The organism is Neisseria macacae ATCC 33926 (assembly GCF_022749495.1).
In the GTDB taxonomy this organism is placed as follows: domain Bacteria; phylum Pseudomonadota; class Gammaproteobacteria; order Burkholderiales; family Neisseriaceae; genus Neisseria; species Neisseria macacae.
In genome coordinates this window covers 2,195,909-2,211,045 of sequence record NZ_CP094241.1, presented here as the reverse complement: position 1 = coordinate 2,211,045, position 15,137 = coordinate 2,195,909, and the positions used below count along the sequence as shown (strand labels likewise).

Annotated in this window: 13 protein-coding genes; 10 read left to right on the top strand and 3 right to left on the bottom strand. The window is 48.8% G+C overall.

All coding sequences use genetic code 11. From position 1 onward, the window contains the following. Positions 1-265 precede the first annotated feature (265 nt). Entirely contained in the window at positions 266-1,603 is a 1,338-nt protein-coding gene (gdhA, locus tag MON40_RS10610) for an NADP-specific glutamate dehydrogenase (protein WP_003776652.1), read from the bottom strand. A gap of 531 nt (positions 1,604-2,134) precedes the next feature. Here gdhA and MON40_RS10605 point away from each other — a divergent pair. Continuing rightward, positions 2,135-2,929 carry a thymidylate synthase gene (locus tag MON40_RS10605; RefSeq protein WP_003776654.1) on the top strand — a complete coding sequence of 265 codons (795 nt, stop codon included), beginning with the start codon at positions 2,135-2,137 and terminating at the stop codon, positions 2,927-2,929. 62 nt (positions 2,930-2,991) lie between these two features. On the opposite strand, the gene lapB is transcribed toward MON40_RS10605, so the two are convergent. Further along, positions 2,992-4,161, bottom strand: a complete 1,170-nt coding sequence (gene lapB, locus MON40_RS10600) for a lipopolysaccharide assembly protein LapB (protein WP_003776656.1) — start codon at positions 4,159-4,161, stop codon at positions 2,992-2,994. Between the two features lie 12 nt (positions 4,162-4,173). Continuing rightward, complete coding sequence (locus MON40_RS10595) at positions 4,174-4,518, bottom strand: LapA family protein (protein WP_003776658.1); 345 nt, start codon at positions 4,516-4,518, stop codon at positions 4,174-4,176. Between the two features lie 387 nt (positions 4,519-4,905). Between MON40_RS10595 and ilvE the strand changes: the two genes are divergently transcribed. From ilvE to MON40_RS10550, 9 genes are all read left to right on the top strand, one after another. Continuing rightward, positions 4,906-5,904 carry a branched-chain-amino-acid transaminase gene (ilvE, locus tag MON40_RS10590; protein WP_003776663.1) on the top strand — a complete coding sequence of 333 codons (999 nt, stop codon included), beginning with the start codon at positions 4,906-4,908 and terminating at the stop codon, positions 5,902-5,904. Between the two features lie 717 nt (positions 5,905-6,621). Beyond that, a complete protein-coding gene (locus MON40_RS10585) occupies positions 6,622-9,357 on the top strand; it encodes a right-handed parallel beta-helix repeat-containing protein (RefSeq protein ID WP_003776666.1) in 2,736 nt (911 codons plus the stop codon). 156 nt (positions 9,358-9,513) lie between these two features. Further along, entirely contained in the window at positions 9,514-10,821 is a 1,308-nt protein-coding gene (locus tag MON40_RS10580; RefSeq protein WP_003776667.1) for a hypothetical protein, read from the top strand. 126 nt (positions 10,822-10,947) lie between these two features. Then, positions 10,948-11,622, top strand: coding sequence for a site-2 protease family protein (locus MON40_RS10575; RefSeq protein ID WP_003776669.1), 675 nt, complete (start codon positions 10,948-10,950; stop codon positions 11,620-11,622). Between the two features lie 133 nt (positions 11,623-11,755). Then, positions 11,756-12,760 (top strand): tRNA dihydrouridine synthase DusB, encoded by a 1,005-nt coding sequence (gene dusB, locus MON40_RS10570; RefSeq protein WP_003776671.1) that lies wholly within the window; start codon positions 11,756-11,758, stop codon positions 12,758-12,760. Between the two features lie 39 nt (positions 12,761-12,799). Beyond that, positions 12,800-13,171: a hypothetical protein gene (locus tag MON40_RS10565; RefSeq protein ID WP_003776673.1), complete on the top strand. Its 372-nt coding sequence runs from the start codon at positions 12,800-12,802 to the stop codon at positions 13,169-13,171. A gap of 111 nt (positions 13,172-13,282) precedes the next feature. Then, entirely contained in the window at positions 13,283-13,906 is a 624-nt protein-coding gene (locus MON40_RS10560; RefSeq protein WP_242925906.1) for a LysE family translocator, read from the top strand. A gap of 179 nt (positions 13,907-14,085) precedes the next feature. Next, positions 14,086-14,325, top strand: a complete 240-nt coding sequence (locus MON40_RS10555) for a Fis family transcriptional regulator (RefSeq protein ID WP_003761869.1) — start codon at positions 14,086-14,088, stop codon at positions 14,323-14,325. Between the two features lie 31 nt (positions 14,326-14,356). After that, positions 14,357-15,130: a glutamine amidotransferase-related protein gene (locus MON40_RS10550; protein ID WP_003776678.1), complete on the top strand. Its 774-nt coding sequence runs from the start codon at positions 14,357-14,359 to the stop codon at positions 15,128-15,130. Positions 15,131-15,137 lie beyond the last annotated feature (7 nt).

Here is a 15,137-nt window from a genome sequence, read left to right as displayed (position 1 = left end):
GAATTTGGCTTTTTCAGACGACCTTTTGTCCGTTTATAGTGGATTAACTTTAAACCAGTACGGCGTTGCCTCGCCTTGTCCTGATTTAAATTTAATCCACTATAAAAAACGAGGCAGGTTTGAAATCATACTAAGGTGCGCTTTATTGTGTGTCTGCCTTTGAAGCCGCTATAAGCAGTTCCGAACAGTAAAAAAGGTCGTCTGAAAACCTTGAATCAAGGTTTTCAGACGACCTTTCCACAGCCTAAAGTCAGGACAATGAGACTTACACAATGCCTTGCGCCAGCATCGCATCGGCGACTTTGACGAAACCGGCGATGTTCGCGCCGTTGACGTAGTTGGTTTTGCCGTTTTCAGTGCCGTATTTCAGGCAGGATTCGTGGATGCTTTGCATGATGTCGAACAGGCGTTGGTCAACTTCTTCGCGGCTCCAAGCCAGACGGACGGCGTTTTGGCTCATTTCCAAGCCTGAAGTTGCCACGCCGCCGGCGTTGGAGGCTTTGCCCGGTGCATACAGGATGCCCGCTTTGACGAACTGATCGACCGCGCCCAAAGTAGAAGGCATGTTCGCACCTTCGGCAACGACGTAGCAGCCGTTTGCCAGCAGGGTTTTGGCGGCTTCTTCATCCAATTCGTTTTGGGTCGCGCAGGGCAGGGCGACTTCGGCGGCAACGCCCCACGGTTTTTGGTTTTCAAAGTATTTCAAACCTTGTTCTTTGGCATAGGTGGAAACACGTTCGCGGCGGACTTCTTTCAGCTCGATAAGTGCGGCGAGTTGGTCTTCGGTCATGCCGCTGTCGGGGAAGAGGACGAAGCCGTTGGAGTCGGAAACGGTCAGCACTTTCGCGCCCAGCTGGATGGCTTTTTCGGCGGCGTATTGCGCGACGTTGCCGGAGCCGGAAATCAGCACGCGTTTGCCTTCAATCGAATCGCCGCGCGTTTGCAGCATGGATTGGGCGAAGTACACGGTGCCGTAGCCGGTCGCTTCCGGACGGATAAGGCTGCCGCCCCATTCGAGGCCTTTGCCGGTCAGGACGGAGGCAAATTCGTTGCGGATTTTTTTGTATTGACCGAAGAGGAAACCGATTTCGCGGCCGCCTACGCCGATGTCTCCAGCAGGTACGTCGGTGTTCGGACCGATGTGGCGGTAGAGTTCGTTCATAAAGGCTTGGCAGAAACGCATCACTTCGGCGTCGGATTTGCCTTTGGGGTCGAAGTCGGATCCGCCTTTGCCGCCGCCCATAGGCAGGGTGGTCAAGGCGTTTTTGAACACTTGTTCAAAGGCGAGGAATTTCAATACGCCCAAATCGACGGTCGGGTGGAAGCGCAAGCCGCCTTTGTAAGGACCGATGGCGGAGCTCATTTGAATACGGTAGCCGCGGTTGACTTGGACTTGTCCTTTGTCGTCCACCCAAGTGACGCGGAACATAATGACGCGCTCAGGTTCGACGATGCGTTCAAGCAGGTTTTGTTGGGTGTATTTCGGGTTTTTTGCCAAAAACGGGCCCAAGCTCATGAATACTTCTTCAACCGCTTGGTGAAACGGCTCTTGATTGGGGTTACGTTGTTTGAGGTTGGCAAACAAGGCGTTCAAATCGGTCATTTTATGCTCCCTGTGGATTAGATTGGAAAGGATGATGAATTTGTGGAAAGCAATATAAACCTAATTTTTTTGCCTGCCAAGCAGTTTTGATGAAAATTGTTGACATTATTTTTTTGAGAATTTTATTATTTGATATATATAGCCAATAAAATATAAAAATATTTTTGAAAATTTCATCATTTTAAAATAAGTTGGTTATATATTTTAAGTAATTAAACTAGAAATTTGAAACGAGAGAGTGTAAAAAATTCGATTCAGCGCAAATTTTCATGTGAAAACAGTCAATATTGTCAACAATTTTACGAAAATTACCCTTGGAAAACAGGATTAGGAAAGAAAATAACACCTTAAAAAACGAATTTTGTTTCAGGTAGAAAAACGTGTTTCAGGACAATCCATAACGGATAATGTAAAGGTCGTCTGAATCTAGTTTCCAGTTTTCAGACGACCTTGATTATGCTGTTAATCGACAAATTGCTATACAATACGCCCCAAATCATCTCCAACAACACACACCCTTAAAGGACACCAATGAAAGCCTACCTCGATTTAATGCGCCACGTTCTCGAAAACGGTACCGATAAATCCGACCGTACCGGTACAGGCACTCGTTCGGTGTTCGGCTATCAAATGCGCTTCGATTTGAGTCAAGGCTTTCCGCTGCTGACCACCAAAAAGCTGCACTTACGCTCGATTATCCATGAGCTGCTTTGGTTTCTCAAAGGCGATACCAACATCAAATATTTGAAAGATAATAATGTTTCCATTTGGGACGAATGGGCGGACGAAAACGGCGACTTGGGGCCTGTGTACGGCTACCAATGGCGCAGTTGGCCTGCTCCCGACGGCCGCCATATCGACCAAATTGCCAACGTCGTGGAGCAAATCAAGAAAAACCCCGATTCCCGCCGCCTGATTGTGTCGGCATGGAATCCCGCGCTGGTGGATGAAATGGCATTGCCGCCCTGCCATGCGCTGTTTCAGTTTTACGTTGCCAACAGCAAATTGTCCTGCCAGCTTTACCAACGCAGCGCGGACATTTTCCTCGGTGTACCGTTCAACATTGCCAGTTACGCGCTGTTGACCATGATGATTGCCCAAGTCTGCGGGTTGGAGGCGGGCGAATTTATCCATACCTTGGGTGATGCGCATCTGTACAGCAACCATTTCGAACAGGCAAAACTGCAATTGAGCCGCGACACTCGCACGCTGCCGGTGATGAAAATCAATCCGGAAGTCAAAGACTTGTTTGCATTTAAGTTTAAAGATTTCGAGTTGGAAGGCTACGACCCGCATCCGCACATCAAGGCCGCCGTGGCGGTGTAGGGCAGGGAATAGGTAAAAGGTCGTCTGAAACTTTTTTCAGACGACCTTTTTGTTGGTTTACTTCACACTTCGATTTTATTGGGCGTGAAGGTTTCCCATTTATTGCAGGCAGGGCAGTGCCAGAAGAAGACTTGGGATTTGAAGTGGCAGTTGCGGCAGCGGTACATGACGCTGCGTTGGAGTTGGCGGCCGATGACGGAACGCATCATGTCGGCGTCGGCTTTCCATGCGGGATTCATGTCGCTGATTTTCAAACCGAGCAGGCGGTATACGCCGTTGAGGTCGGGTTTTTGACGCACGAGGTCGATGGCAAGTTGGGCGGCTTCGCTTTCGCCTTTGAGCAGCAGGGCTTTTTCGTAAATGACGTTGATGAGGTCTAAATCGGGGAAAGTCTGCATGTAACCGATGAGCCGGTTCAGCCCTTCTTCCTGTTTGCCTTGGGCGGCGTAGGCTTCGTAGAGTTTTTCGCCGACCATGCTCAGGTAGGCATGGTTTTGCTGCTCGATGGCGCCGTATGCTTCGACAGCGGCGGGGAAATTGCCCTGTTTGGTTTCGATGTCGCCCAAAATCATGTTGGCGCGGGCGCATTTTTTGTTGGCGTCCAAGGCTTTTTGGACGTTGTAACGGGCGGCGTCAAGATTGGATTTGAACAGCGCGGTTTGGGCAAGTTCGCAATAAAACTGTGCAATTTCAAATTGGTAGGTCTGCTCATCGTGGCTGAGGAGTTGCGCGGTTTCGATGGCTTTTTCCCAGTCGCGGTCTTGCTGGTAGATGCTGAGCAGGTGTTGACGGGCTTCACGCGCCATGTTGCCTTCCTGCAAGCCGATGAAGATTTGTTCGGCACGGTCAACCAAGCCTGCGCTTTGGTAGTTTTGCGCGAGTTCGAACAATACCCGCGCGCGTTTTTTGTTGACGGTATCGGGCGAGTCGAGCAGGGCTTGGTGCATATTGATGGCTTTGTCGTTTTCGCCGCGCTGACGGTAGAGTTTGCCCAAGGTCAGGTTGAGGTCGTAAGACTGCGGCTGCTGGTCGATGACTTCCGCCAGTTCGCGGGCAGCACGGCCGCTGTTGCGGTCAACCAATGCGTCCAGACTTTTGTAAAAGCCGGCAGGCACGCTTTTCGCCTGTTTTAACACGGTTTTCATGTCAATGCGGGCGGCAAACCAGCCCATGGCAAAGAAGACGGGCAAAAGGGTAATGGGCAGGAGGATGACCCACAATTCGTTGTCCATGTGATTCCTTTTTTAAGGCTTGGGCGTTTGTACGGGTTGTTTGGCAGGGGTCGTCGTTTGCGGCGCAGGTTGCTGCGGTACGGGGGCGGCAAGGTCTTTTTCGCTCAAATGCGCGTGTTTTTTGACTTCGGCACGCAGGCGGTTGTTTTCGCTGCGCAGCGCCAAAAGTCTGCCGAACAGGGCGAACATGCCGAACACGATGCCGATGACAAATGCGCCGAAGAGGACGACAATCAGCGGTAAATCGGCTTTCTGACCGGGCAGGTAGTGGAAGGCGACGCTGTCGGTATTGATGACGGCGAGCAGTAAAAACAATAATAAAATGATGACTTTGATAATGGTATAAATCAGTTTCATGGATGTCTCCGGCGGTATGCCTGTCGGAAAGTTTTGAAAAGGTCGTCTGAAAATTCAATAGGCGGTCGATAGGGATTCCGTTTCCGAACCCGTTTGCCGCAGATGCGGCTTAGTTTAAACGATTTGGATTGTTTCGGATAGGATGTGCAGCAGTTTTCAGACGACCTTAGGCTTCATTATATATATGTAGTACACGGTAGGCATGATTGCCGACAATTCGTATGCGTATCGGAATGGATGGTTTTCCGTATTTCGTTATCAGGCAAGGGCTTGGGCGAAAGCTGTTTGCGAAACAAGTATTCGGACTTGTCAAAACCATCCGTACAGGCGTATCTTTCAACTTTTAATATCTAAACAGAACCAAACAGAATAAGAAAGGCAATCACCATGAGCAGACCCGTACCCGCCGTGTTCGGCAGCATCTTCCACGCCCAAATGCCCGTTATCGCCCACAAGGACGGCAAATGGCAGCCGACCGAATGGCAAACTTCCTCAGACCTCACCCTCGCGCCCGGCGCGCACGCCCTGCATTACGGCAGCGAATGCTTTGAAGGTTTAAAAGCATTCCGTCAGGCAAACGGCAAAATCGTCTTGTTCCGCCCGACGGCAAACATCGCCCGTATGCAGCAAAGCGCAGATATTTTGCACCTGCCGCGCCCCGAAACCGAAGCCTATCTGAATGCCCTGATCGAATTGGTCAAACGCGCCGCCGACGAAATTCCCGATGCGCCTGCCGCGCTGTATCTGCGCCCGACGCTCATCGGTACCGACCCCGTTATCGGCAAAGCCGGTTCGCCGTCCGAAACTGCGCTGCTCTATATCCTCGCGTCTCCGGTCGGCGACTATTTCAAAGCCGGTTCACCCGTGAAAATTTTGGTTGAAACCGAACACATCCGCTGCGCACCGCACATGGGCCGCGTCAAATGCGGCGGCAACTACGCCTCCGCCATGCCTTGGGTGTTGAAGGCAAAAGCCGAACACGGTGCAAACCAAGTCCTGTTCTGCCCGAACGGCGACGTACAGGAAACCGGCGCGTCCAACTTTATCCTGATTAAAGGCAACGAAATCATCACCAAACCGTTGACCGACGAATTCCTCCACGGCGTAACCCGTGATTCTGTACTGACCGTCGCCAAAGACTTAGGCTACACCGTTAGCGAACGCAACTTCACCGTGGACGAACTCAAAGCCGCAGTCGAAGAGGGCGCGGAAGCGATTCTGACCGGTACCGCCGCCGTCATTTCGCCCGTAACCTCTTTTGTCATCGACGGCAAAGAAATCGAAGTGAAAAGCCAAGAACGCGGCTACGCTTTGCGCAAAGCCTTGACCGACATCCAATACGGTTTGGCGGAAGACAAACATGGCTGGTTGGTTGAAGTGTGCTGATTTGATTTCGTATTAATAGAACAGATCCAAAGGTCGTCTGAAAGAAAATTTCTTTTCAGACGACCTTTTTATTTTGTAAACAGATTTTGTCGTGCCATTTGTAAAAAAATATCCCGATGTTTGGTGCGTTGTTGTGAAAAACAGTCACTATTTGAACTAAAAAATAAAAAAATTTTTCTATTTTTCAAATAATTAAAAAATTTTAATATTTGCTAAGTTATGAAAATGTAATTATACCAATTCAATATGCTAAAATCATTTCATTACTCGTTTGGTATATTTAGTTGCTGAAAAATGTCGAAAAAAGGGACTTAAATCGACATCGCAGTGAACTAAATAGATACTCTAGAACTCTGATAGACTTAGGTTTTCGTTTTTTAATGTAAAGCAGTGTTTAATATATTAATGTGACATTACAAGATGACTGTTCCAAAGTGAGAGCTTTGGAATGACTTTTACAAGATCATGAAAAGTCGTCTGAATGTTATAGGGATATTTAAGTGCGGTTTTATGTTTAAAAGGCGGAAGGATTAAAAAAAGAGCGTCAGGTTTTGAGGTTTTAGAATGAGTAATAATCGTTACAGCTATTTAAATGACGATGGAAATGATTTCAAATCATTCAAACGACATATAAAAATCGCTGAAAAAGGGTAGGAAAGCATTGCTTTCGTTGCCTCAGACGCAAGTCTGCGGCTTTTAAACTAGGGAAAATATATTATGTCAACTAAAACCACGTACTCTTTCTTCAATCTCGGACAAACAAGAGTTCACACTAAAAGTCAAACTTCTCAATCTAATCATGCAGTAGCCGCAAGCCAAGATCATGCCGGCCATGCTCCTTCTGCATTGAACAAATTGATTTACGACCATTCTTTTGGCGGTCTGAATCTGGCAGCAGCCCTCCCTAAACAATTGAGGGGACAGGATAAAATTTTTGGTCTGCAACATACGCCCTCTGCCGATACTGCCGCAGTCAATACTTCAAAAAATACCAAACCGGCGCCGGTTGCCGACCGCAGTAAATTAACCAGCAAAGAAATGGCCATCATGTCTCAGGTTCTCCGTGCTGATGTTGTTGCACGCAAACAGGCAGAAGCTCAAGCAGCCAAAGAGCAGGTCATGGCAAAATACCAAGCTGCCAGACAGGCAGCTGTTGCCGCCGCCGCTGCAAGACATGCAGAAGCTATGGAAAAGGCAAAAGCCGCCGCTGCAGTACGTCAAGCCGAAGCCTTGGAAAAAGCCAAAGCAGCATCGGCAGCAAGACAGGCTGAAGCGTTAGAAAAATCAAAAGCCGCACATGCAGCCAAACAAGCGGAAATTGCCGCTAAAACCAAAGCAATCCTGGCTGAAAAACAGGCTGCCGAGAAAGCGCAACATACTGAAAATGATGTCGCACACCATCATCAAACCAACGGTAAAGCGGCACATTCAGCACCAGCGGTAACGGTTGCCCACAAACATGAAGACAATCAGGCTGGTGACAATAAAGAAACGGCTCGACACAATACTTCAAAATCCAATGAAGCCCATACTGCCAGGCAGGCTGAACATCAAGCCAATCATCAAGATGAAGTAAAAGAAGGGGAGGTTTCCAACTACACCGTTCATCAATCGAAAGAATTTGGCAGATACATCGACGTCAATGATTTTGGCGCAGATCCGACCGGGAAAAAAGACAGCTTGGCAGCCATCAAAGCGGCATTGACTGCGGCACACAAAGAAAAAGCCATGCTGTTCATGGACGGTACTTACTATATTTCCGATCAAATTGTCATCAATGGCAATAATTCAGGTGTCAAAGGTATTTTTGGTTCAGGCATGGGTAAAACGCTGATCACCTTTGATAAAGCGCAGGTCGGTGTGTTCAACCCCAATACCAATCACGATGATATTCGCGCATTTGCCGGTATTTTGGTGGATGGACAAAGCCATAAAACGATTGCGAATCTTTCTGTTAAATATACCAATCCGGACTTTTACCGGAAGGGCTTGAGCTACTTCGGAAAAGTCAGCGGCATTTTGGTCAACGATGCCGATCATACTTTAATCAGCAAAGTCGAAGTATCCGGAGTCAACCGTGCCGGTGTGATGTTTACATCGACTGATGCATTGGTTCGGGAAGCAGGTAAGAGCCAAACTTACAAAGCACGCGTCCAAAGCGGTGAAATCAACGAACAATATGACCATCTGCCTTTGGGTGAGAACAACCGTATTGTCGACTCTTATCTGCACCACAACCGTGTTGCCGGCGCGATGGTCGGATATCAAAAGAACTTTGTCGGCGAAGGCAATAGATTGGAGTGGAACGGTCACGAGGCTGATGGCGGTACAGGTTATGGCATGACTGCCATGGCAGGCAGCTACAACTACGGCATTACTTTCCGCAACAATACGACCGACCATAACTACCGTAAAGGTTTGGATGTGCATGATGGCACCGGTATCGTTATCGAAAACAATGTCTTAAATGGCGACCGTCTGTATGGTATCGCTGCCTACAACCGCCAATTTTCCATGGATAACGTGAAAATTAAAGACAACGTTATTACGCAAGACCCGAATTTCCGTCTTTATATGGATGATGATTTAGGTAGGTATTACCATATGTATTCCGGCATCCAAGTGCAAACCAATACCCAATTGCGCGATTTGCATACGGCGGATAAAGGTTATTACGACATCAGCGGCAATACCATTAAAAATTTGGCAGTGTACCAAAACCACATCCAAACTTATGGCATCGAATTCCGTAACCATGAAAACAAAATGGATTACACGCTGAATATTACCGACAACAAAATCGACGGTGAGTCCACCAAATACCTGATGGCAGTGATTAACAACACATATGATCATGTCAGCAAACACGACGGTATCGGTACGGGCACCATCAATATCAGCGACAATACTGCCAATATCGGAAAAATTGCACCGGGAGCCGTGCCGTTCTATTTTGAAGAACACCGCTCGGATGTCCCCCTGCATGGTTCGATAACGTTAAACAACAACAATATTACCGTTCGCGAAGAGTCGGCCGGTTATCGTGAATTCGCCTATATGCGTACCAATGCCAAAGAGTACAACGTGACCAACAATACGTTGTCTCTCCACGGCAAACTGAACGATGCCATTGTGGATGTCAACAGTACCGGTGACGGCGTAGGAAAAGCCACGTTGAATGTTGCCAACAATACCCTGCATACCGACATCAAAGGCAAACTGTATGCGACTTGGTTGAAGCATGAGGCAGATGTCGATACCTTTGCCGGCAGCAATACCCATAATGGCGACCAATTGAAAGATGTGAATACAACCGATAAGGACATCGCGCTTTCTGATGTATTGGGTCATGTGCATAACAAAGTTGAAGCAATCCACGATACTGTTTATGCCAACCACCCGAAATATCCGACCATGATTGATGATCAGACTTACCATAACGGCATTTTGTAATGGTGTTTAAAAGGTCGTCTGAAACGGTAAATTGCCGTTTCAGACGACCTTTCAGCGTTTTTAGAAACCGAACAATACAATGATGTTGTCACATTAAATTATTTGTGTTAAAAGTCATTTACATTCCCATTGGATTGTTTTTTTAAGGAACAGTAAATGAAAAAGACGTTTTGTCTAGTATTGGCGGCGGCATTTGGTTTGAGCGCATGCAGCAGCCTTGAAAACAAATCTGCCCATGAAATGATGGCAATTTCCCTTGATCGCGTCTATACGGATGATTACAGCTATAACATTGATAGCGAAGTGAAGTTTCATACTTCTACTGCCGAAGCAGGGGTAGCGCCGGAAAGCGAGAAAAAAGCCCGTTTGGAAGAAACAAAGAAGGATCAAGCCGAACTTGACAAACAAGTCAAAGAATTGAACGAAGACGGAATCGAACTTTCGGAAGAAGATCAGACCAAGCTGAAAGAAGCCTTGCTGGACACCGACAATGATAAATGGTTCCCTGAAATGATCGATAAATGGCAAGAATATCCGGTTGTCGGACGTTATTTGGAAGGTGTGCGTTTGAAATCGCATATAGCCATTGACCTGCCTGCCAAAAAAGCCGAGTGGATTCCTGCTATCTCGATTAACCATCGTAATGAGCAATTGAATATCCAATCTCCCATGCTGATTGATGGTGAAAATCTCAGTCTGACTATTGACCAGCCATTGCTCAGTTCGATGATTATGAGCATCTTTACGAGCGAAGAGATCCGTAAGCGTTTGGCTGAAGAGCAACCTATCAGCATACAGCTTAAAGATGAAGAGATGGTCAAAGGCATTCCTTTGCGTCATGCCGCAAAGGCGGCATTCAAAGCCTATATTGAAGCCAGCAAAGCTGCTCCTGCTGAGGCATACCGCCTTGAAAATATGGATGAATTCGGTAAGCAAAACAAAGCAAAATACCGCATCCATTACACCCATAAAGACGAATATGACCCGCTCTTTATCAACGCTTTCGCTAAAGAATTCAAAAAAGAATTTGATGCTCTGAAGAAAAAACCGGAGGAAGGCTCTACGGCTGAAGGCTACGAGAAAGTTGAAAAATTCTTTGGCGAGTTTATAGACAGTACAAAAGAGAAAGGCCTCTCAATGCACTCCGGCTTTGAAAAGATGGTCGGCATGCCTCTCTATTATGACTACTATCTGAATGGAAAAGGCAGATTGTTGGCAACGCGTATTTATACGCAGGTCAACAGCAAAAGCAACACTCAGGCGTTGAACATCGTTATGGAAAGTATTTACCACAATTACGGCAAACCCGTATTCAAGTTTAAGCCTGCAAGCGAAAAAGTCATCGACATAAAAGAGTTGACAGTACCCATCATATCTAGATTATTGTTGCCATCGGGTTATGATCCAGAGGCAGAAACTGATTCCGAAGAAAATACTGAAGAACATTCAGCAACTGAAGAATAATCATCTGCCGACAGGCCGCCGAGATTCTCGAGCGGCCTGCTTATTGCAAATTTGACAGTGTTTACCTACGATGCGCCCTTGGTGTATTTCGTCTGAGTTTTTCAGACGACCTTTTTAAGGAAAACTATGTTTGGAAACTTTGATTTCAGTTATGTGCTGCTTGCTATCCCACCGGTGATGCTTTCCTTGGTCATGCGTGAGATTGCACGCGGTTATGTTGCATATCGCTGTGGCGACCCCACCGCATTACAATTCGGACGGTTGACATTAAATCCGATGGCGCATATCGATTTGATAGGAACAATCATCGTACCTGCATTGAGCCTGGCGTTAACACCGTTTGTTTACGGCTGGGTACGCCCCATACCGATTAATGCCCGCAATTTTAAGAATGTGCGCAGCGCGCGGAGATGGATTGCAGTTGCCGGTCCGGTAACCAATCTGATTCTGGTGTATTTCTGGGCGATGCTCTCGTTTTTAGGTGGCGCTGTCCCTGAGGCGTATGTTGACCCATTAATGATCATGACCCAGTTTGGTATGACAATCAATATAGTTTTGATCGTCATTAACCTGCTTCCGATTTTGCCGCTCGATGGTGGCGTCATTCTTGACTCTTTCCTCAATGCAAAATGGTCTATGAAGTTTCGTCAAATCGAACCTTATGGAACATGGATTGTTTTGGCTTTGCTTCTTACGGGCGCGTTGTCGGGTTTGATTGACTTATTTTCTCTGATGATAGGGAGTTCAGTCTCTATCTTTGCCGCATTGATTTTGGCAGGTATAGCCGACTTAGTAAAATAGCAAGGTAAATGGAAAACAAAGGTCGTCTGAACTTTTTCAGACGACCTTTTTTCCTATCCGTCAAAGTAAATCCCATTGGAAACCCTGCTTAAAAATTGTACAATGGCAGCCCTTTCCATACGGCGGTTTGACCATGCGCATCGGCGGCTACATTATCGACAATCCCATTGCACTCGCCCCGATGGCGGGCATTACGGACAAACCGTTCCGCCGACTTTGCCGAGATTTTGGCGCAGGTTGGGCGGTGTGCGAAATGCTGACCAGCGACCCGACGCTTAGAAATACCAGAAAGACCCTGCGCCGCAGCGATTTTGCCGATGAGGGCGGCATCGTTGCCGTCCAGATTGCCGGCAGTGATCCGCAGCAGATGGCGGATGCCGCGCGTTACAACGTCAGCCTCGGGGCGCAGGTTATCGACATCAACATGGGCTGTCCCGCCAAAAAAGTCTGCAATGTTCAAGCCGGCAGCGCGCTGATGCAAAACGAGCCGCTGGTTGCCGCCATTCTCGAAGCCGTCGTCCGCGCGGTGGACGTTCCCGTTACCCTCAAAACCCGTTTGGGCTGGCACGACGACCACAAAAACCTGCCTGCCATCGCCCGTATCGCCGAAGATCGCGGCATTGCCGCCCTTGCCGTCCACGGACGCACACGCACGCAAATGTATAAAGGCGAAGCGGCTTATGATCTGATTGCCGAGACCAAAGGTCGTCTGAAAATCCCCGTCTGGGTCAACGGCGACATCACTTCGCCGCAAAAAGCCGCCGCCGTCCTCAAACAAACCGCCGCCGACGGCATCATGATAGGGCGCGGCGCACAAGGCAGGCCGTGGCTCTTCCGCGATTTGAAACATTATGCCGAACACGGCGTTTTGCCGCCTGCCTTGAGCTTGGCAGAATGCAACGACACCATTTTGAACCACATCCGCGCCATGCACGCGTTTTATGGCGAAGTCGCCGGCGTGCGCATCGCCCGCAAACACATAGGCTGGTACATCGACGAAATGCCCGACGGCGAGCAGACACGCCGGGACATCAACCGCTTGGACAGCGCAGCGGCACAATACGATACCCTTGCCGCCTATCTTGAGGCGCTTTCGGAGAAAACCGACCGCTGGGTGTGTGATTATCGTGAAGGTTAGGGCGTTTCAGACGACCTTTTTATCTTGCGAGAAGTAAATATGAAATTAACGCCGCGTTTACAAAGCTTAGGTATTGCTGCGCTGTTGATGACAGGATACGGGTTTTATGCTTATGACTATAATTTGATAGCCTGTAAATTAATGGATCGCAATTGGAATGACGACAAGGGCAGGTGCATGAATCCCGATTGTCGTCAACATGATGCGTGTATGTTGAGTGCGTTTAAGAGTAGAGCGACATGCGAAACCATCCGCCCCGGTGACAGTTTGGACAAGGCTTGGTATGTACTGGGCGAACCTTGGTATGAGAAAAACGGGCGTTTCTTTTGGGATGATAAATATGGAGATCATGTAGCAGAAATCGAACCGGACGGAGAAAAGGTTGGCAAGATTACCTGCTTGGGGGAGTAGGTTGCGTGGACTGTAATCCGGCATGGTGAAGGCTTGATGGTTAATCTTCATTCATTCTTAAAGGCTGATGCGCCTTTCTACAACCCCCTCTTTAATACAAAAGGCTTCAGTATGACTTTTTGGCATGGCTTTTGGATTATCACCGGCGTACATTTTTTGGCGTGCATGTCGCCCGGTCCCGATTTTGTACTCGTTTCGCAGCAGGCGTTGAGCCGGGGGCGGGCTGCCGGAATGTTGACCGCGCTGGGCATTGCGTTGGGATTCGGTATCCACATTATTTATTCCGTACTCGGCTTGGTCACGCTGGTGGCTCAGTCCGCCCCGCTTCTGACCGCGGTCAAAATCGTCGGCGGCCTGTATCTGCTGTATATCGGCTATAAAGGTTTGCGCGCGAAAGCTGCGGGCGGGACGGTCGAAATCCGTAAGGACCATATGGCGGATGAACCGACATGGAAAACGATATGGCGCGGGGTGTTGTGCAATGTGCTGAACCCGAAGGCGGTCGTGTATATGCTGTCGCTGTTTACTGTCGTATTGTCGCCGGATACGCCGATGTGGCAGATGGGGGTTTACGGCGTATGGATGGCGCTGATGCTGTTCGTTTGGCTCGGCCTTGTCGCGCTGATGTTGTCCGCCCCTGCCGTGAGCAAACGTTTTCAGCGTTTCGGTCATTGGATAGACCGATTTTGCGGTGGAACGTTGGCTTTGCTGGGGATTAAGGTTATCAGCGGATAGCTTGGGTTGTCGGGCCAACAGGATGATTCTTATCCGGAAATGGCGGCAATATCAGGTCGTCTGAAAACACAGTTTTATCGAAATAAAAAACAATCTATTTAATTCAAACTCAACAAACGTCGTCTGAACCCCGTTTCAGACGACCTGTCATCTTTAAAAACAACGAAGGAGGATATGTTATGAAACAACCCATCCCCGATATTGCGCAATGCGTTGAACAGAATTTGCAACAGTATTTCAAAGACTTGAACGGTACGGAGCCTTGCGGTGTGTACGACATGGTGTTGCACCAAGTGGAAAAGCCGATGCTTGCGTGTGTGATGGAACAATGCGGCGGCAATCAGTCCAAAGCAGCGGTGATTTTGGGATTGAACCGCAATACGCTGCGTAAGAAACTGTTGCAACACGGTTTGCTGTAAATATCGGTCTTGTTGCAAAGGGAGAAAACTGATGAAGCAGGAACTTCGCCATGACGGCGGTACGCGGGGGAAAACGCTGAACGTCCATTTCATCCTGCACGAGGATTTTGAAGTGCCGGGCGCGTATTGGGATTGGGCGCGGTCGCGCGGGCATCGTACGGCGTTGACTAAGGTTTATGAGTCGGAAGCGTTGCCCGAAAATGCGGACGGTATCGATTTTCTGATTGTCATGGGCGGGCCGCAGTCGCCCGATGAAGACAGGCAGGCTTTTCCGTATTACGACCCTGAAGCCGAGCTGCGCCTGATGCGTCAGGCGGTGGCGGCGGACAAGTACATTGTCGGCGTGTGCTTGGGCGCGCAGCTTTTGTCCGTCGCCTACGGCGCACGGCACGGGCGTAGCCCGCACCGTGAAATCGGCGTGTATCCGGTCGAGTTGACGCAGGAAGGTTTGAACGACCCGCATACCGCCTTGTTGGGCGCGTCTTTCCTTGCGGGACATTGGCACGGGGATATGCCTGGACTGACGGATGGGGCGGCAGTATTGGCGGCGAGCAAAGGTTGTCCGCGCCAGATTGTCCGCTTCTCTCCCAAGCATTATGCGTTTCAGGCGCATTTGGAATTCGACCGCGCCGCCGTCGGCCTCTTGATTGCTGCCGACGGGCGCGAAAACTTGGCGGCGCAAAGCAGGACGCAGGCTTATGTGCAGCATCCCGATGAAATCGAGCGTTTCGATTTTACGCAGATGAACGCGAAACTCTTTGCCTTTTTGGATTCGCTGACCGAATCGGGGCAGAGTGGGGCGTGATGTCCCG